Below are 21,039 nucleotides of genomic sequence, written 5' to 3'. Positions count from 1 at the left end.
CGCCGGCGCGCCCCCGCCCGCGCGGGGTGCGGGGGGGGGGGGGGCGGCGCCCGCGCGGGGGGGGGGGGGGGGCGGCGGGGCCCCCCCCCCCCGCGCCCCCCCCGCCCGCCCCCCCGTCCGCCCCGCCGGCGGGCCGGCATTGAGGCACCGTCACGGTGTCGCGGCGTCGTCACGGTGCTGCGGCACCGTCACGCAGCCCCGGCGCCGTCGCGGGCGGGCCCGAAGCCTCGGCGATCCACGCCGAGTTGCCGGATTCCGGCCCCTCCCGGGGCCTTCCCGGTCGTTCCGGATCCGCTCCGGACGCCCCGCGGAATCCGGCAACTCTGGTCGTACGACGGCAAAACCCGGCGGAATCCGGGGCCGGGGAAGCGACACGCATCGTGCGCCTCCTGTGCGCCCTATGTCGCGGGAGAACCTTCCTTCGATACGCTGTACTGACATCCGCCACCGCGCACATGCCCGCGGTGCTGCCCCGAGGGCCTCCGGGTGTCGTACCTTCTCCAGTACATTCACAGCGAACTTCTCGCACAGTCACAAGGAGTGTCATCGGACGATGGCCGGTCCAGCGTTCCGCGCCGCCGCCGTACGGGTGCGCGTCCCCGCCAGCAGTGCCAACCTCGGCCCGGGCTTCGACGCCTTCGGTCTGGCCCTGGGGCTCTACGACGACGTGGTCGTCCGAGTGGCCGACTCCGGCCTGGACATCGACATCGCGGGTGAGGGCGCCGACACCCTCCCGCGGGACGAGAGCCACCTGCTCGTACGCTCCATGCGCACCGCTTTCGACCTGCTGGGCGGGCAGCCGCGCGGCCTGGAGGTCGTCTGCGCCAACCGCATTCCGCACGGCCGCGGCCTCGGCTCCTCCTCCGCCGCCATCTGCGCCGGCATCGTCGCGGCGCGCGCCGTCACCATAGGCGGAGAGGCCCGGCTCGACGACGCGGCCCTGCTGGAACTCGCCACCGAGATCGAGGGACACCCCGACAACGTCGCCGCCTGCCTGCTCGGCGGATTCACCCTGGCCTGGATGGACGGCGGCAGCGCCAAGGCCATCCGCATGGAGCCCTCCGACTCCATCGTTCCGGTGGTCTTCGTCCCCGCCAAGCCCGTCCTCACCGAGACCGCGCGCGGCCTGCTGCCGCGCACCGTCCCGCACGTGGACGCGGCCGTCAACGCGGGCCGCGCGGCCCTGCTCGTGGAAGCCCTGACCAGGCGCCCCGAGCTGCTGCTGCCGGCCACCGAAGACCGGCTCCACCAGGAGTACCGGTCCCCGGCGATGCCCGAGAGCGTGGCACTCGTCAACCGACTGCGGGCGGACGGCATCCCCGCGGTCATCTCCGGCGCGGGCCCCACGGTCCTCGCGCTGGCCGAAGGCGGCGCGGCCGACAAGGTCGCGCAGCTCGCGGGCGAGGGGTGGGCGGCCAACCGGCTGGCCCTCGATGCCGCGGGCGCGAGCGTACTTCCGCTGGGAACCCAGAACGGCTAGCCGTAGGGCCGGTCGGTCAAGGGGCGGGCGGCCAGGGCAGGCCGCCCGCGCGGATCGCGCGATTGCCGGTGATTGAGAGGGGGAATATCTGTTGGATCCGGTAGTGTTACTCTCAAGTGCGCAGCCGAAGCCGCCCTGGCTCGGCGCTCAGTGTCCCCATCAGGGACCACCTTTCTTCCGGGAGCCTCCCCGACTGCTTTGATCACTTCCGGCAGTTTCGAGCACGCTCCGGAATCGGAATCGGCGTGAATTTCCCACGCTTCCAGCTCGGGGGCCTCTCGCCGGAACCACTTATGCACGTTTCTCTCCGCCGTACCTCTACCGGCGGACCACCGCCCCGGCGTAGTCCACACACCTAGGACTGCTGCCGGACAGCACAACCGGTCGCCGAGCCAGACAGGCCGACGTCCGCTCCAGGGAAGGACCCTTCGTGAGCGACACCACCGATCTGATGGGCGCTGCCGACACCTCTGTCGACACCAGCGCTCCCGCCGCGGCCTCCGCGCCCAAGCGCCGCCGCTCCGGCACCGGCCTCGAGGGCATGGTCCTGGCCGAGCTGCAGCAGGTCGCGTCGGGCCTCGGTATCAGGGGCACCGCGCGCATGCGCAAGAGCCAGCTGATCGAGGTCATCAAGGAGGCGCAGGCGGGCGCCGGCGCCGCCAAGGCCGCGGCTCCCGCCGCCGACGCCGCCGAGGCCAAGCCGAAGCGCCGCGCCACCAGCAAGGCCCGCACGGGCGAGGCCGCCGCCGAGGCGCCCGCCGAGAAGGCCGCCGCTCCTGCGCAGATCGAGATCCCGGGCCAGCCGGCCGGTGGCACCGCCCGTACCAGCGAAGCCGAGCGCGGGGGAGACGAGGCCCCGGCCGGCGAGCGCCGCCGCCGTCGCGCCACCGCCCCCTCCGGCAGCCCGGAGAACGCGGCCGCCGCCACCGTGACCGTCGAGGCCAAGCCCGAGACCGCCACGGCCGCCGCGCCCGCCGAGACCAAGGCCGAGGCCTCCACCGCCGTCTCCGCGCCCGCCCAGGGCGGCCAGGAGGGCGAGGGCCGCGGCCGCCGTGACCGCCGTGACCGCGGCGAGCGCGGCGAGCGCGGGGAGCGCCAGCGCGACCGCCGCGAGCGCGGTGCCAAGGCCGACGACCAGGGCCAGGGCGCCCAGGGTCCGGGCCAGGGCCAGGGCGGCGGCCGGGGCGACCGCCAGCAGGGCGGGGGCCGCGGCCAGGGCCAGCAGGGCGGTCAGCAGGGCCGCCAGGACGCCGGTCCGCAGGACGACTTCGACGACGAGGGCGGCCGTCGTGGCCGTCGCGGCCGCTACCGCGACCGCCGGGGCCGTCGCGGCCGTGACGAGTTCGCCCCGGGCGAGCCGCAGGTCGCCGACGACGACGTCCTGATCCCCGTCGCGGGCATCCTCGACATCCTCGACAACTACGCGTTCATCCGGACCTCGGGCTACCTGCCCGGCCCCAACGACGTGTACGTCTCCCTCGCCCAGGTCCGCAAGGCGGGTCTGCGCAAGGGCGACCACATCACCGGTGCCGTGCGCCAGCCCAAGGACGGCGAGCGCCGCGAGAAGTTCAACGCGCTCGTGCGCCTGGACTCGGTCAACGGCATGGCGCCCGAATCCGGCCGCGGCCGCCCGGAGTTCCAGAAGCTGACCCCGCTCTACCCGCAGGACCGGCTCCGTCTGGAGACCGACCCGGGCGTGCTGACGACGCGCATCATCGACCTGGTGTCGCCGATCGGCAAGGGCCAGCGCGGTCTGATCGTGGCTCCGCCGAAGACCGGCAAGACCATGATCATGCAGGCGATCGCCAACGCGATCACCACGAACAACCCCGAGTGCCACCTGATGGTCGTCCTCGTCGACGAGCGTCCGGAAGAGGTCACCGACATGCAGCGGTCGGTCAAGGGCGAGGTCATCTCCTCGACCTTCGACCGCCCGGCCGAGGACCACACGACCGTCGCCGAGCTGGCCATCGAGCGCGCCAAGCGCCTCGTCGAGCTGGGTCACGACGTGGTCGTCCTGCTGGACTCCATCACCCGTCTGGGCCGCGCGTACAACCTCGCGGCGCCCGCCTCCGGCCGCATCCTGTCCGGTGGTGTCGACTCGACCGCGCTGTACCCGCCGAAGCGCTTCTTCGGTGCCGCGCGCAACATCGAGGACGGCGGCTCGCTGACCATCCTGGCCACCGCGCTGGTCGACACCGGCTCGCGCATGGACGAGGTGATCTTCGAGGAGTTCAAGGGCACCGGCAACATGGAGCTCAAGCTCGACCGGAAGCTCGCCGACAAGCGCATCTTCCCGGCCGTCGACGTCGATCCGTCGGGCACCCGCAAGGAGGAGATCCTCCTCAACAGCGAGGAGCTCTCCATCGTCTGGAAGCTGCGCCGGGTGCTGCACGCGCTCGACTCGCAGCAGGCCATCGAGCTGCTGCTCGACAAGATGAAGCAGACGAAGTCGAACGCCGAGTTCCTGATGCAGATCGCCAAGACGACCCCGTCGGGCAAGAACGACGACTGACGCCGTCGCGGCACCTCACCGGGACCGCCCCCACCGCAGCCGCGGCGGGGGCGGTCCCGCGTTCTGCGCCCGTACGGGGCTGCGGGGCGGGTACGGGCACTGCCGGGCGCAGCCGCCCGCGTACGGCAGCCAGCGCGGCCCCTGTGGCCCCGTACGGCCCTTCCGGCGCTGCCGCCCCACCCGCCCCGGCGCCGGGTGCGACCTTCGCCACATCCGCAGCTCCGCGGGGCGGGTACGGCCGGGCCGTGGAACCCCCGGAGGCGTTCCCCCGTCTGTGTCAGGGGGCAGGCGGGGGTAGCCCGAGGCCGGACGGACGGCCGGGCCCGCACCCAGGACTGAGGAGAGCATGAGCGAGGAGAGCAGGGGCGGGGGGCGGCGCGCCGCCGCGGACCGGCGCCCACAGAAGCCGGCGAAGCGGAAGGCCCTGGCCATAGCCGCCTGGAGCGCGGTGGGCGTGGTTCTCCTCGGCGGGGCGGGGCTCGGCTGGTTCTACTTCAAGATCAACGGGAATCTGAAGACGGTCGACATCGACCAGGCGCTCGGCGCCGACCGCCCCCAGAACGTGAACAACGGCTCGATGGACATCCTCGTCCTCGGCTCCGACTCGCGCGCCGGCGCCAACGGCGAGTACGGCCGCGACGACGGCGGCTCGGCCCGCTCCGACACCGCGATGATCGTCCACCTGTACGAGGGCCACAAGAAGGCCACCGTCGTGTCGATCCCCCGCGACACCATCGTCAACCGGCCCTCGTGCACCACGAGCAACGGCAAGACCGACCGCGGCAGCTCGCGCTCGCAGTTCAACGAGTCGTTCACCATCGGCGGGGCGGCCTGCGCGGTCAAGACCGTCGAGAAGATGTCGGGGATCCGCATGGACCACTACATCGAGGTCGACTTCACGGGCTTCAAGAAGATCATCGACAACCTCGGCGGCGTCGAGGTGACCACCACCAAGCCGATCAAGGACGACGGCAGCCACCTGAACCTGCCGGCGGGCACCAACCGCCTCAACGGCGAGCAGGCCCTGGGACTGGTCCGCACCCGCAAGAGCGTCGGCGACGGCAGCGACCTCGGCCGGATACAGCTCCAGCAGGCCTTCATCAAGGCCCTGATCAAGCAGGTCAAGAGCATCGGCATCTTCGACAACCCCAAGCGGCTGCTCGACCTCGCCGACACCGGCACCAAGGCCCTCACCACCGACAAGTCGCTCGGCGACGTGAAGTCCCTCATGGGCTTCGCCCAGAGCCTGCAGGGCATCGACGCCCAGAACATGCACATGATCACCCTGCCGGTGGCCCCGGACCGCTACGACCCCAACCGCGTCGCACCGCTCGCCAAGGAGTCCAAGATGGTCTGGGACGCCCTCCTGGCCGAGCAGTCGGTCCCCGCCGAGGCCACCGCGAACTCCGCCGGCGACAAGGGCCAGGCCGGCGACATCGTCCGCTAGCGCACCGCCCCCCCGCACCGCCCCCGCGGCGCGGCCCGTCACCGGCGCGGAACCCCCGCCCGGAGGGGATCGCGGGGGAGCGGAATAGATGCCGGGCCCTCCTGGTTGAGGAGGTCGTTCCCGGAATTTTGACAGGCAGCCCGGTCCTGGCAGACTGGTCTGTCGGCCCCGGTTCACGCACGCGGCAATTCGGCCCCTGCGACCCGGCGCCCTCCCGAATCTAGGAGACACCTTGAAGCGCGATGTTCACCCCGAGTACGTCGAGACCCAGGTCAGCTGCACCTGCGGCGCGTCGTTCACCACCCGTAGCACCCTGACCGAGGGCACCATCCGTGCCGAGGTCTGCTCCGAGTGCCACCCGTTCTACACGGGCAAGCAGAAGATCCTCGACACCGGTGGCCGTGTCGCCCGCTTCGAGGCCCGCTTCGGCAAGGCTGCCGGCTCGAAGTAGCGAGCCCACGGCGCCGGACCCCGGCCGCACCCCGCTCACGCGGGCGCGGCCGGGCCGGCGCCTTTGTCGTCCCGCAGCCCTTTTTTCGTACTTTTCACCCCAGGAGCCCCCGATGTTCGAGGCGGTCGAGGAACTGGTCGGCGAGCACGCCGACCTCGAGAAGAAGCTCGCCGACCCTTCGGTCTTCTCCGATCAGGCGAACGCGCGCAAGCTGAACAAGCGCTACGCGGAGCTGACCCCGATCATCGCCACCTACCGGGCGTGGAAGCAGTCGGCGGACGACATCGACACGGCGAAGGAGTTCGCCGCGGACGACCCCGACTTCGCAGCCGAGGTCAAGGAGCTCACCGCACACCGCGAGGAGCTCACCGAGAAGCTCCGCCTGCTGCTCGTCCCCCGCGACCCCAGCGACGACAAGGACGTGCTGCTGGAGATCAAGGCGGGCGCGGGCGGCGACGAGTCCGCCCTCTTCGCCGGTGACCTGCTGCGCATGTACCTGCGCTACGCCGAGCGCGTGGGCTGGAAGACCGAGATCATCGACTCCACCGAGTCCGAGCTCGGCGGCTACAAGGACGTCCAGGTCTCCGTCCGCACCAAGGGCGGCAACGGTGCCACCGAGCCCGGCCAGGGCGTATGGGCCCGCCTGAAGTACGAGGGCGGCGTGCACCGCGTCCAGCGCGTGCCGGCCACCGAATCGCAGGGCCGCATCCACACCTCCGCCGCAGGCGTGCTCGTCACCCCGGAGGCCGAGGAGGTCGAGGTCGAGGTCAACCCGAACGACCTGCGCATCGACGTGTACCGGTCGTCCGGCCCCGGCGGCCAGTCCGTCAACACCACGGACTCCGCCGTCCGCATCACCCACCTGCCCACCGGCGTGGTCGCGTCCTGCCAGAACGAGAAGAGCCAGCTCCAGAACAAGGAGCAGGCCATGCGCATCCTGCGCTCCCGCCTGCTGGCCGCCGCCCAGGAGGCCGCCGAGCAGGAGGCCGCCGACGCCCGCCGCAGCCAGGTCCGCACGGTCGACCGGTCCGAGAAGATCCGTACGTACAACTTCCCGGAAAACCGGCTCTCGGACCACCGGACCGGTTTCAAGGCGTACAACTTGGACCAGGTGCTCGACGGCGACCTCGACCCGGTCATCCAGTCGTGCGTCGACACGGACTCGGCCGCCAAGCTCGCGGCCGCGAACCCGAACTGACCCACCCCCCCGTACGACAGCAAGCCCGGAGGACCAGCGTGAACTTGCTGCTTGCCGAGGTGGCCCAGGCCACCCAGCGGCTGGCCGCCGCAGGTGTGCCCTCACCGCGCTTCGACGCCGAGGAGCTCGCGGCCTTCGTCCACGGCGTCAAACGGGGGGAACTGCACCGCGTCAAGGACGCGGACTTCGACGCCCGCTACTGGGAGGCCGTCGCCCGCCGCGAGGCGCGCGAGCCGCTCCAGCACATCACCGGCCGCGCCTTCTTCCGGTACCTGGAGCTCCAGGTCGGGCCCGGGGTGTTCGTGCCCCGGCCCGAGACCGAGTCGGTCGTGGACTGGGCCATACAGGCCGTCCGGGCGATGGACGTCGTCGAGCCGCTGATCGTGGACCTGTGCACCGGGTCGGGGGCCATCGCGCTGGCCATGGCCCAGGAGGTGCCGCGCTCGCGCGTGCACGCCGTGGAGCTGTCCGAGGACGCCCTGCGCTGGGCCCGCAAGAACGCCGAGGGCTCACGCGTCACCGTCCACCAGGGCGACGCCCTTCAGGCCCTGCCCGAGCTGGACGGCCAGGTCGACCTGGTGATCTCCAACCCGCCGTACATCCCGCTCACCGAGTGGGAGTACGTCGCCCCCGAGGCCCGCGACCACGACCCGGAGATGGCGCTTTTCTCCGGCGAGGACGGCCTCGACACCATCCGCGGCATCGAGCGGACCGCCCACCGGCTGCTGCGGCCCGGCGGCATCGTCGTCATCGAGCACGCCGACACCCAGGGCGGCCAGGTTCCGTGGATCTTCGCCGAAGAGCGGGGCTGGGCCGACGCCGCCGACCACCCCGACCTCAACAACCGCCCGCGCTTCGCGACCGCCCGCAAGGCACTGCCGTGAGCGCCCCCCTTCCCGCCACCCACCTGCTCCACGAGGAGACCCGCTGATGGCCCGGCGATACGACTGCAACGACGCGACGGACCGTGCGACGGGCCTGCGTGAAGCCGCATCCGCCGTGCGCCGCGGCGAGCTGGTCGTGCTGCCCACCGACACCCTGTACGGGATCGGCGCGGACGCCTTCAGCGCGGAAGCCGTCGGTGACCTGCTCGCCGCCAAGGGCCGGGGCCGCAACATGCCCACCCCGGTGCTCATCGGCTCCCCTAACACCCTGCACGGCCTGGTCACGGACTTCTCCGAGCAGGCCTGGGAGCTCGTCGACGCCTTCTGGCCGGGCGCACTGACCCTCGTCGCCAAGCACCAGCCCTCGCTGGCCTGGGACCTGGGTGAGACCCGGGGGACGGTGGCCGTGCGCATGCCGCTGCACCCCGTCGCGATCGAGCTGCTGACCGAGGTCGGCCCGATGGCCGTGTCCTCCGCCAACCTGACCGGCCACCCGGCGCCCGAGGACTGCGACGCGGCGCGCGCCATGCTCGGCGACTCCGTGTCGGTGTACCTGGACGGCGGTCCCACCCCCGGCATCCAGCCGTCGTCGATCGTCGACGTCACCGGGAAGGTTCCCGTCCTGCTGCGCGAGGGCGCGCTGACCGCCGAGCAGCTGCGGGAGGTCGTACCCGACCTCGAGGTGGCCCCGTGAGCCCTCGGGGGCGTGGCATAGCCGACGGCGCGGGCACCTTCCGCATCCTCCACGTCAGCACCGGCAACGTGTGCCGCTCGCCCATCACCGAGCGGCTGACCCGGCATGCGCTGGCGCACCGCCTGGGCGACGTCCCGGCGAGCAGCCTGATCGTGGAGAGCGCCGGCACGTGGGGCCACGAGGGCGCCCCGATGGAGGCGAACGCGGCGGCCGTGCTCGCCGACTTCGGCGCGGACGCCACCGGGTTCACCGGGCGCGAGCTGCTCGACGAGCACGTCATACGCGCCGACCTGGTCCTGACGGCCACCCGGGACCACCGGGCGCAGGTCATCTCCATGGGGCACTCGGCCGGGCTGCGGACGTTCACGTTGAAGGAGTTCACCCGTCTGGTGCGGGCGATAGACCCGGCGACGCTGCCGCCCCTGGACGACGGGGTCGTCGAACGTGCGCGGGCGCTGGTACGGGCCGCGGCGGCGCTCCGCGGCTGGCTCCTGGCCCCCTCGCAGGACGCGGACGAGGTGCACGACCCGTACGGCGCGCCGATCACCTTCTTCCGCTCGATCGGCGACGAGATCAGTCAGGCCCTGGACCCGGTCGTGACGGCCCTGACGGGAGTGACGCCACCGCGCTAACCCCGGGCGCGGCGCGGCGCCGCGCTGATCATGGTCGACAGGGCCCCGGCGGGGGTCTCGGGGGCTGGTCGACGGCCGCTGGCCCGCCCCGGGGCCGTCCCGCAGGGCGCGACGGCCCCGGCGGGCCTACAGTGGCGGTACCCGGTACCGCCACTGGAGTCGCGCCATGAGCGTCATCACCCCGCCCCCGGACCTGCTGCGGCAGCAGGACCCGCAGATGGCCGACGTGCTCGCCGGGGAGGCGCAGCGGCAGGCCACCTCGCTGCAGCTGATCGCCGCCGAGAACTTCAGCTCGCCCGCCGTCCTGGCGGCCCTCGGCTCGCCGCTCGCCAACAAGTACGCCGAGGGGTACCCCGGCAAGCGCTACCACGGCGGCTGCGAGTACGCCGACCTCGCCGAGCGGACCGCCGCGGAACGGGCGCGGGCGCTGTTCGGCGTCGAGCACGCCAACGTGCAGCCGCACTCCGGCTCCGCCGCCGTCCTCGCCGCGTACGCCGCGCTGCTGCGGCCGGGGGACACCGTGCTGGCGATGGGCCTCGCGTACGGCGGACACCTCACCCACGGCTCCCCGGCCAACTTCTCCGGCCGCTGGTTCGACTTCGTCGGCTACGGGGTCGACGCCGACACCGGCCTGATCGACTACCACCAGGTACAGCAGCTGGCGCGGGCGCACCGGCCGAAGGCCATCGTCTGCGGCTCGATCTCCTACCCGCGGCACCCCGAGTACTCGGTCTTCCGGGAGATCGCCGACGAGGTGGGGGCCTACCTCATCGCGGACGCCGCCCACCCGATCGGGCTGGTCGCCGGCGGGGCGGCGCCCAGCCCCGTCCCGTACGCCGACATCGTGTGCGCGACCACCCACAAGGTGCTGCGCGGCCCCCGCGGCGGGATGGTGCTGTGCGGCGCGGAGTACGCCGAGCGGATCGACCGGGCGGTGTTCCCGTTCACCCAGGGCGGCGCCCAGATGCACACCATCGCCGCCAAGGCCGTCGCCTTCGGCGAGGCGGCCCGGCCCGCGTTCACCACGTACGCCCACCGGGTGGTGGCCAACGCCCGCGTGCTGGCGGAGGCGCTGACCGCGCACGGCTTCGCCGTGACGACGGGCGGCACCGACACGCACCTGATCACCGCCGACCCGGCGCCCCTCGGCCTCGACGGCCCCACCGCCCGCGGCCGGCTCGCCGCGGCGGGGATCGTGCTCGACACCTGTGCCCTGCCGTACGGGGACCAGCGCGGGATCCGCCTGGGCACCGCGGCCGTGACCACCCAGGGCATGCGGGAGCCGGAGATGGCGCGGATCGCCGCGCTGTTCGCCGCCGCGCTGCACGGCGAAGCGGCGAAAACCCGTAGGGAAGTAGCCGATCTGACGCACTCCTTTCCCCCTTACGGTGGGTAATCGGGGCAAGCGCGGCGTACTGAAACCGCTGCCGGGGTTCCTCGCGTCCTCGCCACCGGGGACATCGCAGCTAATGTGTGGGGCTGAGATGGCCGGCGATACATCTGGGGCAGCCCGTGCGTGAATATCTGCTGACGCTTTGCGTCACGGTGGCGGTGACCTACCTGCTCACCGGGCCCGTGCGGAGGTTCGCGATCGCGGCCGGCGCGATGCCGGAGATCCGCGCGCGCGACGTGCACCGCGAGCCCACTCCGCGGCTCGGCGGCATCGCCATGTTCGGCGGTCTGTGCGCGGGCCTGCTGGTCGCCGACCACCTGCCCAACCTCAACGGCGTCTTCGAGCTGTCGAACGAGCCGCGGGCCCTGCTCTCGGGGGCCGCGCTGATCTGGCTGATCGGCGTCCTGGACGACAAGTTCGAGATCGACGCGCTGATCAAGCTCGGCGCGCAGATGATCGCCGCCGGCGTGATGGTCATGCAGGGCCTGACCATGCTGTGGATCCCGGTCCCGTGGATCGGGACGGTCGCGCTCACCCAGTGGCAGGGCAACCTGCTCACGGTGGCCCTGGTCGTCATCACCATCAACGCGGTGAACTTCGTCGACGGCCTCGACGGCCTGGCCGCCGGCATGGTGTGCATCGCCTCCGCGGCGTTCTTCCTGTACGCCTACCGGATCTGGTTCGGGTACGGGATCGAGGCGGCGGCGCCCGCGACCCTCTTCGCCGCGATCCTGATGGGCATGTGCCTGGGCTTCCTGCCGCACAACATGCACCCCGCCCGGATCTTCATGGGCGACTCCGGCTCGATGCTCATCGGCCTGGTCCTCGCCGCCGGCGCCATCTCGATCACCGGCCAGGTGGACCCGGACACGATGGCCCTCTTCGCGGGCGGCGAGCGCAACGCGACGCACGCGATGCTCCCGGTCTTCATCCCGCTGCTGCTGCCGCTGACGATCATCGCGATCCCGATGGCCGACCTGATCCTGGCCATCGTGCGGCGCACCTGGAAGGGCCAGTCGCCGTTCGCGGCGGACCGCGGGCACCTGCACCACCGCCTGCTGGAACTCGGCCATTCGCACAGCCGCGCCGTGCTGATCATGTACTTCTGGTCCGGCCTGATCGCCTTCGGCGCGGTGGCCTACTCGGTGCACTCCGCCTCGATGTGGATCGTGCTCGTGATCGCGGCCCTCAGCGCCCTGGGCCTGGTCCTGCTGCTCCTGCCGCGTTTCAGGCCGCGCGCCCCGCGCTGGGCGGAGTTCCTGGTCCCGCCGCGCTACCGGCACGCGGAACGGGCCGCCGAGGCCGCCGCGCAGGACGCCTCGGGCCGCGAGCCGGAGCCCGCCCGGCGGATCGCGGTGGGTGTCTCGGGCGTCAACGGAGCGACCGCGGTGGGCCCCCGTTCGCGCTTCCCCGACCGGCGTAAGGCCGAAACGACGCGCTGACGGCGGTGGAGCATGTCGGACATGGGACGCCATTACCACGCAAGCTGAGGGGTTGTCGCGCACACACGGGCGGGTTCACACTCATGTGTGACAGTCGGCACACCCCCCAGGTAAAGCTCTCATCAAATAGTTTGTGATACCGTTCACTAAACCCGGCGACACAGCCGAAGGACCGTAGTGCGACGGCCCTTTGACTCGAGGTTCTCTCTCGGTCCGGGCCTACGCTCGTCCCCGTACGAGTCCCGTACGAGTCCGTGCCCCCACCACCACCGCGGAGCCAAAGCGCCATGCTGTCTGATGACGCCCGATCCCTCCTGCACGCCGCAGTACCCACCGCTGCCGCCGGCGCCATTGCCGCCGTTGTCAGTGCCGTGGTCGCGGGCGGCAAGGGAGCCCTCGGCGCAGCCATCGCCACGGTGGTCGTGATGCTGTTCATGGGCATCGGCTTCATCGTTCTGCAGCGCACGGCGAAATCACTGCCGCACCTGTTCCAGGCGATGGGGCTCATGCTCTATACGGCGCAGATTCTTCTGTTGTTCATCTTTGTCGCCGTGTTCAAGAACACCACGCTGTTCAACCCCAAGGCCTTCGCCATCACGCTCGTCGCGACCACCCTCGTGTGGATCGCGGCGCAGACGCGTGCCCATATGAAGGCCAAGATCCTCTACGTCGAACCGGACTCGGTGAAGGGCGACAAGCCCGAAAACTCGGGGCCGAAGTCGTGAGGGGTAGGGCCGGGATAAAGGCGCGTTCGAGATCCTGCTATCGTCCGGTGCCAACTGCGGCACTGCGGGCGCGGGCATCCGAGCTGACGCCTGTTCCAACGCGAGGCTCCATGCCTGAACGCCGCCCCATCATCCGTAACACCAGTCCAGTGCCGAACCGCGGCTGCGCGCCGCGCCGACACAACGAGGTTGCCGTACCTATGCGCCACGCTGAAGGAGCCCGCGGTGAGTGCTGACCAGATGACGCTCGCCTTCGAGGCCGACTGTCAACTCAACTCCGGTTGTGGCTTCCCGGCCCCCAGCCTGTACTCCTTCATCTTCGAGCCCATCGCCGGAGATGCAGACGGCTGGTACCTCAACAAGCCGATGCTGCTCGCCCTGCTGGGCACGATCATCATCCTGGGCTTCTTCTGGGCCGCCTTCCGTAAGCCGCAGGTCGTTCCCGGCAAGCTCCAGATGGTCGCCGAGAGCGGTTACGACTTCGTGCGCCGCGGGATCGTGTACGAAACGCTGGGCAAGAAGGAGGGCGAGAAGTACGTCCCCTTCATGGTGTCGCTGTTCTTCTTCGTCTGGATCCTGAACGTCTGGTCGATCATCCCGCTGGCCCAGTTCCCGGTGACCTCGATCATCGCGTACCCGGCCGCCCTCGCCCTGATCGTCTACGGCATCTGGATGTCGGTGACCTTCAAGCGCCACGGCTTCGTCGGCGGCCTGAAGAACCTGACCGGCTACGACAAGTCGCTGGGCCCGGTCCTCCCGCTGGTCATGGTGATCGAGTTCTTCTCGAACGTCCTGGTCCGCCCCTTCACCCACGCGGTCCGACTGTTCGCGAACATGTTCGCCGGCCACACCCTCCTGGTCCTCTTCACCGTGGCCAGCTGGTACCTCTTCAACGGCTGGGGCATCCCGGCCGCGGGCGTGTCGTTCGTCATGGTCCTCGGCATGACCGTCTTCGAGCTCTTCATCCAGGCTGTCCAGGCATACGTCTTCGTCCTCCTGGCCTGCAGCTTCATCCAGGGCGCGCTCGCCGAGCACCACTGATCGCCCACCCCAAAGCCCCCATTCGTCCGGTGGCCAACCCCCACCGGTCCGTGAAAGAGAAGGAAGAACTGGCATGTCCCAGACCCTTGCCGCCGTCACCGGTTCCCTCAGCTCCGTTGGTTACGGTCTCGCGGCCATCGGCCCCGGCGTCGGCGTCGGCATCATCTTCGGTAACGGCACCCAGGCCCTCGCCCGCCAGCCCGAGGCTGCCGGTCTGATCCGCGCCAACCAGATCCTCGGCTTCGCCTTCTGTGAGGCGCTCGCCCTCATCGGTCTGGTCATGCCGTTCGTCTACGCCTGACGAACGCATACCCGTCCGATTCGACGAAAGGCACTGATGTGATTTCCCTGGTGCACCTGGCGGCAGAGGAGCCTCAGAACCCTCTGCTCCCGCCGCTCCCGGAGCTCATCGTCGGCCTGGTCGCCTTCCTGATCGTCTTCGCCATCCTCGCGAAGAAGCTGCTCCCGAACATCAACAAGGTTCTGGAAGAGCGTCGCGAGGCCATCGAGGGTGGCATCGAGAAGGCGGAAGCCGCCCAGACCGAGGCCCAGAGCGTCCTGGAGCAGTACAAGGCCCAGCTCGCCGAAGCCCGGCACGAGGCCGCCCGCCTGCGCCAGGAAGCGCTGGAGCAGGGCACTGCGCTCAAGGAAGAGCTGCGCGCAGAGGGCCAGCGGCAGCGCGAGGAGATCATCGCTGCCGGCCACGCCCAGATCGAGGCCGACCGCAAGGCCGCTTCGCAGGCGCTGCGTCAGGACGTGGGCAAGCTCGCCACCGACCTGGCCGGCAAGCTCGTCGGTGAGTCCCTCGAGGACCACGCCCGGCAGAGCCGCACCATCGACCGGTTCCTCGACGAGCTCGAGGCGAAGGCCGAGGCTGCCCGATGAACGGAGCGAGCCGCGAGGCGCTGCACGCCTCCCGCGAGCGTCTCGACGCGCTGACGGACAACACGTCCGTCGACGCGGCGAAGCTCGCCGGTGAGCTGGCCGCCGTCACCGCGCTGCTCGACCGCGAGGTCTCGCTGCGTCGGGTCCTCACGGACCCGGCGCAGCCGGGTGAGGCCAAGGCCGAGCTGGCCGCACGGCTGCTGGGCGGCCAGGTGAGCGGGGAGACCCTCGACCTGGTGTCCGGCATGGTGCGCTCCCGCTGGTCGCAGTCCCGCGACCTGGTGGACGCGCTGGAGGAGCTGGCGGACACCGCCGACCTCACCGCCGCGCAGAAGGCCGGCGCGCTCGACGACGTCGAGGACGAGATCTTCCGCTTCGGCCGGATCGTCGCCTCGAACACCGAGCTGCGCGCCGCCCTGACCGACCGCAAGGCGACCGCCTCCGCCAAGGGCGAGCTGCTCCGCAGCCTGCTCGGCGGCAAGGCCAACGCCACCACCGAGCGCCTGGTGACGCGTCTGGTCACCCACCCGCGTGGACGTAGCCTGGAAGCGGGACTCGAGTCCCTTTCCAAGCTCGCCGCCGAGCGCCGTGACCGCATGGTCGCCACCGTGACCACCGCGGTTCCGCTCAGCGACGTGCAGAAGCAGCGTCTCGGCGCGGTGCTGGCCAAGCTGTACGGCCGCCAGATGCACCTGAACTGCGACGTGGACCCCGCGGTCCTCGGCGGGATCGTGGTGCAGGTGGGCGACGAGGTCATCGACGGTTCCAGCGCGAACCGACTGGCCGAGGCCGCTCGCCGCATGGCCGGCTGACCAGCCGAGCAGTCACCAAAAGAACACAGCATTCCTAGCGGCCCGGTTGGGCCGTGCAGAACTTGCAGAAGATTCCTGGGGGTCGCCCCCAGACCCCTAAGAAACTTCGGGCCCAACAAGGAGAGCAGGGAACCCAGATGGCGGAGCTCACGATCCGGCCGGAGGAGATCCGGGACGCACTGGAGACCTTCGTCCAGTCGTACCAGCCGGACGCGGCCTCGCGCGAGGAGGTCGGCACGGTCAGCGTTGCCGGTGACGGCATCGCGAAGGTGGAGGGTCTGCCCTCCACCATGGCGAACGAGCTGCTGAAGTTCGAGGACGGCACCCTCGGCCTCGCCCTCAACCTCGAGGAGCGCGAGATCGGTGCCATCGTCCTCGGCGAGTTCAGCGGTATCGAGGAGGGCCAGCCGGTGCAGCGCACCGGTGAGGTGCTCTCCGTCGGCGTCGGCGAGGGCTACCTCGGCCGCGTTGTCGACCCGCTCGGCAACCCGATCGACGGCCTCGGCGAGATCGCGACCGAGGGCCGCCGCGCCCTCGAGCTGCAGGCCCCGGGCGTCATGGCGCGCAAGTCCGTGCACGAGCCCATGGAGACGGGCTACAAGGCCGTCGACGCCATGACGCCGGTCGGCCGCGGCCAGCGTCAGCTGATCATCGGTGACCGCCAGACCGGCAAGACCGCCCTGGCCATCGACACGATCATCAACCAGCGTGACAACTGGCGCTCGGGCGACGTCAACAAGCAGGTCCGCTGCATCTACGTCGCCATCGGCCAGAAGGGCTCCACCATCGCTTCCGTGCGCGCCGCGCTGGAAGAGGCGGGTGCCCTGGAGTACACGACCATCGTCGCCGCCCCGGCGTCGGACCCGGCCGGCTTCAAGTACCTGGCGCCGTACACCGGTTCCGCCATCGGCCAGCACTGGATGTACCAGGGCAAGCACGTCCTGATCGTCTTCGACGACCTGTCGAAGCAGGCCGACGCCTACCGCGCCGTGTCCCTGCTGCTGCGCCGCCCGCCGGGCCGTGAGGCCTACCCGGGTGACGTCTTCTACCTGCACTCCCGTCTGCTGGAGCGCTGCGCCAAGCTCTCCGACGAGATGGGTGCCGGCTCGATGACCGGTCTGCCGATCGTCGAGACCAAGGCCAACGACGTCTCGGCGTTCATCCCGACCAACGTCATCTCCATCACCGACGGCCAGTGCTTCCTGGAGTCCGACCTGTTCAACGCCGGCCAGCGTCCGGCCCTGAACGTCGGTATCTCGGTCTCCCGTGTCGGTGGCTCCGCCCAGCACAAGGCCATGAAGCAGATCTCCGGCCGCCTGCGCGTGGACCTCGCCCAGTACCGCGAGCTGGAGGCGTTCGCCGCCTTCGGTTCCGACCTGGACTCCGCGTCCAAGTCCGCGCTGGAGCGCGGCAAGCGCATGGTCGAGCTGCTCAAGCAGGCCCAGTACGAGCCGATGCCGGTGCAGGAGCAGGTCGTCTCCATCTGGGCCGGTACCACCGGCAAGATGGACGACGTCCCGGTCGAGGACATCCGTCGCTTCGAGTCCGAGCTGCTGGAGCACCTGCGCCACAACCGCAAGGAGCTCCTCACCTCGATCCGCGAGGGCGGCAAGATGTCGGACGACACCCTGCAGTCCGTCGCCGACGCGATCGCCGACTTCAAGAAGCAGTTCGAGACCTCGGACGGCAAGCTTCTGGGCGAAGACGCGCCGGTGGCCAAGTAACGACGGAAGGGACCTGACTCATGGGAGCCCAGCTCCGGGTCTACAAGCGTCGCATCCGATCCGTTACCGCGACCAAGAAGATCACCAAGGCGATGGAGATGATCGCCGCCTCGCGCATCGTCAAGGCGCAGCGCCAGGTGGCGGCCTCCATGCCGTACGCGACCGAGCTCACCCGTGCGGTGACCGCGGTGGCGACGGGGTCCAACACCAAGCACCCGCTCACCACGGGGGCCGAGACCCCGGTGCGCGCGGCCGTGCTGCTGCTCACGAGCGACCGTGGTCTGGCCGGCGGCTACTCGTCCAACGCCATCAAGGCGGCGGACCGGCTGACCGAGCGGCTGCGCAGCGAGGGCAAGGAGGTCGACCACTACATCGTCGGCCGCAAGGGCGTCGCCTACTACGGCTTCCGTGAGCGCAAGGTCGCGGACAGCTGGACCGGCTTCACCGACAGCCCGACCTACGCGAACGCGAAGGCCGTGGCCGCACCGCTCATCGAGTCCATCTCCCAGGAGACGGCCGAGGGCGGCGTGGACGAGCTGCACATCGTCTTCACGGAGTTCGTGTCGATGATGACGCAGAACCCGGTGGACGACCGGATGCTGCCGCTCAGCCTTGAGAAGGCGCAGGAGGAGACGGCCGGCAAGGGCGAGATCCTGCCGCTGTTCGACTTCGAGCCGTCGGCGGAGGACGTCCTCGACGCCCTGCTGCCGCGCTACGTCGAGAGCCGCATCTACAACGCGCTGCTGCAGGCCGCTGCTTCCGAGCACGCCGCCCGCCGCCGTGCGATGAAGTCGGCGACCGACAACGCCGGTGAGCTCATCACGAACCTCACCCGGCTTGCCAACGCGGCCCGCCAGGCCGAAATCACCCAGGAAATCAGCGAGATCGTCGGTGGCTCCGCAGCCCTGGCCGACGCGAACGCGGGGAGTGACAAGTAAGTGACGACGTCTACTGATAACGCAGTGGCGGCCGCTGCCACCGGTCGCATCGCGCGGGTCATCGGCCCGGTCGTCGACGTGGAGTTCCCCGTCGACGCCATGCCGGAGATCTACAACGCGCTGACCGTCCAGGTTGCCGACCCGGCCGAGGAGGGTGCGCTCAAGACGCTGACCCTCGAGGTCGCGCAGCACCTCGGTGACGGCGTTGTCCGCGCCATCTCCATGCAGCCCACCGACGGCCTGGTCCGCCAGGCCGTGGTGACCGACACGGGCGCGGGCATCACCGTCCCGGTCGGTGACTTCACCAAGGGCAAGGTGTTCAACACCCTCGGCGAGGTGCTGAACGAGCCCGAGGCCAACGGCACGGAGTCCGAGCGCTGGGCGATCCACCGCACGGCCCCGAAGTTCGAGGACCTCGAGTCGAAGACCGAGATGTTCGAGACGGGCCTCAAGGTCGTCGACCTCCTCACCCCGTACGTCAAGGGTGGAAAGATCGGTCTGTTCGGTGGTGCCGGTGTCGGCAAGACCGTTCTGATCCAGGAAATGATCATGCGTGTGGCGAAGCTGCACGAGGGTGTTTCCGTCTTCGCCGGCGTGGGTGAGCGCACCCGTGAGGGCAACGACCTCATCGCGGAGATGGAGGAGTCCGGCGTTCTCGACAAGACCGCGCTGGTCTTCGGCCAGATGGACGAGCCCCCGGGCACCCGTCTGCGCGTCGCCCTGGCCGGTCTGACCATGGCGGAGTACTTCCGCGATGTGCAGAAGCAGGACGTGCTGTTCTTCATCGACAACATCTTCCGCTTCACGCAGGCCGGTTCCGAGGTCTCGACCCTGCTCGGCCGCATGCCCTCCGCGGTGGGCTACCAGCCGAACCTGGCCGACGAGATGGGTCTCCTCCAGGAGCGCATCACCTCGACCCGTGGTCACTCGATCACCTCGATGCAGGCGATCTACGTCCCCGCCGACGACCTCACCGACCCGGCGCCGGCGACCACCTTCGCCCACCTCGACGCGACGACGGTTCTGTCCCGTCCGATCTCCGAGAAGGGCATCTACCCGGCCGTGGACCCGCTGGACTCCTCGTCCCGCATCCTCGACCCGCGGTACATCGCGAAGGACCACTACGCGGCCGCGACCCGCGTCAAGGGGATCCTGCAGAAGTACAAGGACCTCCAGGACATCATCGCGATCCTCGGTATCGACGAGCTGGGCGAGGAGGACAAGCTCGTTGTCCACCGTGCCCGCCGTGTCGAGCGCTTCCTGTCCCAGAACACCCACGCGGCGAAGCAGTTCACCGGTGTGGACGGTTCGGACGTTCCGCTCGACGAGTCGATCGCCGCGTTCAACGCGATCTGCGACGGTGAGTTCGACCACTTCCCGGAGCAGGCCTTCTTCATGTGCGGTGGCCTTGAGGACCTGAAGAAGAACGCCAAGGAGCTGGGCGTCTCCTGACCCGGGGCGCTCCTGAGAGCGCCGTCGGTTCGACGGTTCCCTCCCGGTCACGGCCGGGAGGGGCCGACGGAGAGGGGCGGGTGTGTCCCGTCCCTCTCCCCACGCCCATTAGAATTTGACCCAACACCCGGCTGACCCGCCGGGTGGTGACCCGAGGAGCCACCTTGGCTGCTGAGCTGCACGTCGAGCTGGTCGCGGCGGACCGGAGTGTCTGGTCCGGTGAGGCCACCCTGGTCGTCGCCCGCACCACGTCCGGCGACATCGGCGTCATGCCCGGTCACCAGCCGCTTCTCGGTGTGCTGGAATCGGGCCCGGTGACCATCCGTACCAGCGAGGGCGCCACTGTCGTCGCCGCGGTGCACGGCGGATTCATCTCGTACGCGGACAACAAGCTGTCCATGCTGGCCGAGATCGCCGAGCTCGCGGACGAGATTGACGTCCAGCGGGCGGAGCGGGCACTGGAGCGCGCGAAGGCGGAGGACGACGCGTCCGCCGAGCGTCGCGCGGATGTCCGGCTGCGCGCGGTCGCGGGGCGCTGAGCCCCGTACCGAACAGGTTTGAAACCTCAGCCGCGGTCCGTTCCGGAATTTTCCGGGACGGGTCGCGGCTGAGGCGATGTACGTCCCTTTTTCACGTGCGGTGTGTCGATGAGCGAGGAGGTCGGTGAAGATGCTCCTCGCTCTGCTTGTGAGCGGCCTGGTCGTAGCCCTGGTGGTGATCGGGCTGTTCGTGTTCGGGCTGCGCCGCAGACTGATCCAGCGTTCCGGCGGCACCTTCGACTGTTCCCTGCGCTGGGGTGTGGCCGACAAGCCGGACCTCTCCGGCAAGGGCTGGGTGTACGGGGTCGCCCGCTACAGCGGTGACCGCATCGACTGGTTCCGCGTCTTCTCGTACTCGCCGCGGCCGCGCCGGCTGCTGGAGCGGGACTCCATCGAGGTGATCTCGCGCCGGGCTCCCGAGGGCGAGGAGGAGCTGGCGCTGCTGTCCGACGCCGTCGTGCTCGGCTGTACCCACCGGGGGACCCGCCTGGAGCTGGCGATGAGCGAGGACGCGCTGACCGGCTTCCTGGCCTGGCTGGAGGCGGCGCCTCCCGGACAACGGGTGAATGTCGCCTAAGAATTCCTTGCCCGTTGGGTGGGGGTCCCCCCGGACGGAGTCTGGGGGAGGGTGAATGTCGCCTAAGAATTCCTTGCCCGTTGGGTGGGGGTCCCCCCGGACGGAGTCTGGGGGAGGGTGAATGTCGCCTAAGAATTCCTTGCCCGTTGGGTGGGGGTCCCCCCGGACGGAGTCTGGGGGAGGGTGAATGTCGCCTAAGAATTCCTTGCC

20 protein-coding genes are annotated in these 21,039 nt (G+C 70.3%); all 20 read left to right on the top strand.

Translation table 11 applies throughout. From position 1 onward, the window contains the following. Positions 1–553 precede the first annotated feature (553 nt). The 20 genes from thrB to ACFVGY_RS29220 all read left to right on the top strand — a co-directional run bounded on the left by thrB (position 554) and on the right by ACFVGY_RS29220 (position 20,829). Positions 554–1,480 carry a homoserine kinase gene (thrB, locus tag ACFVGY_RS29315; RefSeq protein ID WP_385682686.1) on the top strand — a complete coding sequence of 309 codons (927 nt, stop codon included), beginning with the start codon at positions 554–556 and terminating at the stop codon, positions 1,478–1,480. A gap of 430 nt (positions 1,481–1,910) precedes the next feature. Continuing rightward, positions 1,911–3,995 carry a transcription termination factor Rho gene (gene rho / locus ACFVGY_RS29310; protein WP_385682683.1) on the top strand — a complete coding sequence of 695 codons (2,085 nt, stop codon included), beginning with the start codon at positions 1,911–1,913 and terminating at the stop codon, positions 3,993–3,995. 346 nt (positions 3,996–4,341) lie between these two features. Beyond that, complete coding sequence (locus ACFVGY_RS29305) at positions 4,342–5,442, top strand: LCP family protein (protein WP_385682680.1); 1,101 nt, start codon at positions 4,342–4,344, stop codon at positions 5,440–5,442. A gap of 232 nt (positions 5,443–5,674) precedes the next feature. Next, positions 5,675–5,893: a 50S ribosomal protein L31 gene (gene rpmE / locus ACFVGY_RS29300; RefSeq protein ID WP_030153765.1), complete on the top strand. Its 219-nt coding sequence runs from the start codon at positions 5,675–5,677 to the stop codon at positions 5,891–5,893. 112 nt (positions 5,894–6,005) lie between these two features. Then, positions 6,006–7,091: a peptide chain release factor 1 gene (gene prfA, locus ACFVGY_RS29295; protein WP_385682677.1), complete on the top strand. Its 1,086-nt coding sequence runs from the start codon at positions 6,006–6,008 to the stop codon at positions 7,089–7,091. A 38-nt stretch (positions 7,092–7,129) separates the two neighbouring features. Continuing rightward, on the top strand, positions 7,130–7,975 hold the full coding sequence (gene prmC / locus ACFVGY_RS29290; RefSeq protein ID WP_385682674.1) for a peptide chain release factor N(5)-glutamine methyltransferase: 846 nt from the start codon (positions 7,130–7,132) through the stop codon (positions 7,973–7,975). A gap of 46 nt (positions 7,976–8,021) precedes the next feature. Continuing rightward, on the top strand, positions 8,022–8,669 hold the full coding sequence (locus tag ACFVGY_RS29285; protein WP_360637101.1) for an L-threonylcarbamoyladenylate synthase: 648 nt from the start codon (positions 8,022–8,024) through the stop codon (positions 8,667–8,669). Beyond that, on the top strand, positions 8,666–9,301 hold the full coding sequence (locus tag ACFVGY_RS29280) for a protein-tyrosine-phosphatase (protein ID WP_385682671.1): 636 nt from the start codon (positions 8,666–8,668) through the stop codon (positions 9,299–9,301). Before ACFVGY_RS29285 ends, ACFVGY_RS29280 begins: the two co-directional genes overlap by 4 nt. Before the next feature lie 166 nt (positions 9,302–9,467). Continuing rightward, positions 9,468–10,697 (top strand): serine hydroxymethyltransferase, encoded by a 1,230-nt coding sequence (gene glyA / locus ACFVGY_RS29275; RefSeq protein WP_385682668.1) that lies wholly within the window; start codon positions 9,468–9,470, stop codon positions 10,695–10,697. A gap of 104 nt (positions 10,698–10,801) precedes the next feature. Continuing rightward, positions 10,802–12,136, top strand: a complete 1,335-nt coding sequence (locus tag ACFVGY_RS29270) for an MraY family glycosyltransferase (RefSeq protein ID WP_385682789.1) — start codon at positions 10,802–10,804, stop codon at positions 12,134–12,136. 287 nt (positions 12,137–12,423) lie between these two features. Beyond that, positions 12,424–12,861 (top strand): hypothetical protein, encoded by a 438-nt coding sequence (locus tag ACFVGY_RS29265; protein WP_385682666.1) that lies wholly within the window; start codon positions 12,424–12,426, stop codon positions 12,859–12,861. 225 nt (positions 12,862–13,086) lie between these two features. Beyond that, entirely contained in the window at positions 13,087–13,902 is an 816-nt protein-coding gene (atpB, locus tag ACFVGY_RS29260) for a F0F1 ATP synthase subunit A (protein WP_385682663.1), read from the top strand. 73 nt (positions 13,903–13,975) lie between these two features. Next, positions 13,976–14,203 carry an ATP synthase subunit C gene (locus tag ACFVGY_RS29255; RefSeq protein WP_046776171.1) on the top strand — a complete coding sequence of 76 codons (228 nt, stop codon included), beginning with the start codon at positions 13,976–13,978 and terminating at the stop codon, positions 14,201–14,203. A gap of 38 nt (positions 14,204–14,241) precedes the next feature. Further along, positions 14,242–14,787: a F0F1 ATP synthase subunit B gene (locus tag ACFVGY_RS29250; RefSeq protein WP_385682660.1), complete on the top strand. Its 546-nt coding sequence runs from the start codon at positions 14,242–14,244 to the stop codon at positions 14,785–14,787. Next, on the top strand, positions 14,784–15,599 hold the full coding sequence (locus tag ACFVGY_RS29245; protein WP_385682657.1) for a F0F1 ATP synthase subunit delta: 816 nt from the start codon (positions 14,784–14,786) through the stop codon (positions 15,597–15,599). The genes ACFVGY_RS29250 and ACFVGY_RS29245 overlap by 4 nt, the downstream gene beginning before the upstream one ends. 137 nt (positions 15,600–15,736) lie before the next feature. After that, a complete protein-coding gene (gene atpA / locus ACFVGY_RS29240) occupies positions 15,737–17,323 on the top strand; it encodes a F0F1 ATP synthase subunit alpha (RefSeq protein WP_179173564.1) in 1,587 nt (528 codons plus the stop codon). Between the two features lie 20 nt (positions 17,324–17,343). Then, the gene (locus tag ACFVGY_RS29235) at positions 17,344–18,261 is read left to right on the top strand and encodes a F0F1 ATP synthase subunit gamma (RefSeq protein ID WP_385682654.1); all 918 of its coding nucleotides are present in this window, start codon (positions 17,344–17,346) and stop codon (positions 18,259–18,261) included. Continuing rightward, positions 18,262–19,713, top strand: a complete 1,452-nt coding sequence (gene atpD / locus ACFVGY_RS29230; protein WP_385682651.1) for a F0F1 ATP synthase subunit beta — start codon at positions 18,262–18,264, stop codon at positions 19,711–19,713. A gap of 164 nt (positions 19,714–19,877) precedes the next feature. Next, on the top strand, positions 19,878–20,252 hold the full coding sequence (locus ACFVGY_RS29225; RefSeq protein WP_385682648.1) for a F0F1 ATP synthase subunit epsilon: 375 nt from the start codon (positions 19,878–19,880) through the stop codon (positions 20,250–20,252). Between the two features lie 130 nt (positions 20,253–20,382). Continuing rightward, on the top strand, positions 20,383–20,829 hold the full coding sequence (locus ACFVGY_RS29220; protein ID WP_385682646.1) for a DUF2550 domain-containing protein: 447 nt from the start codon (positions 20,383–20,385) through the stop codon (positions 20,827–20,829). The last annotated feature ends 210 nt before the right edge of the window (positions 20,830–21,039 follow it).

Origin of the sequence: Streptomyces sp. NPDC127106, from assembly GCF_042677605.1 — a bacterium.
In the GTDB taxonomy this organism is placed as follows: domain Bacteria; phylum Actinomycetota; class Actinomycetes; order Streptomycetales; family Streptomycetaceae; genus Streptomyces.
The sequence above is the reverse complement of the archived record's forward strand: the minus strand, read 5'-3'. Positions and strand labels throughout refer to the sequence as shown.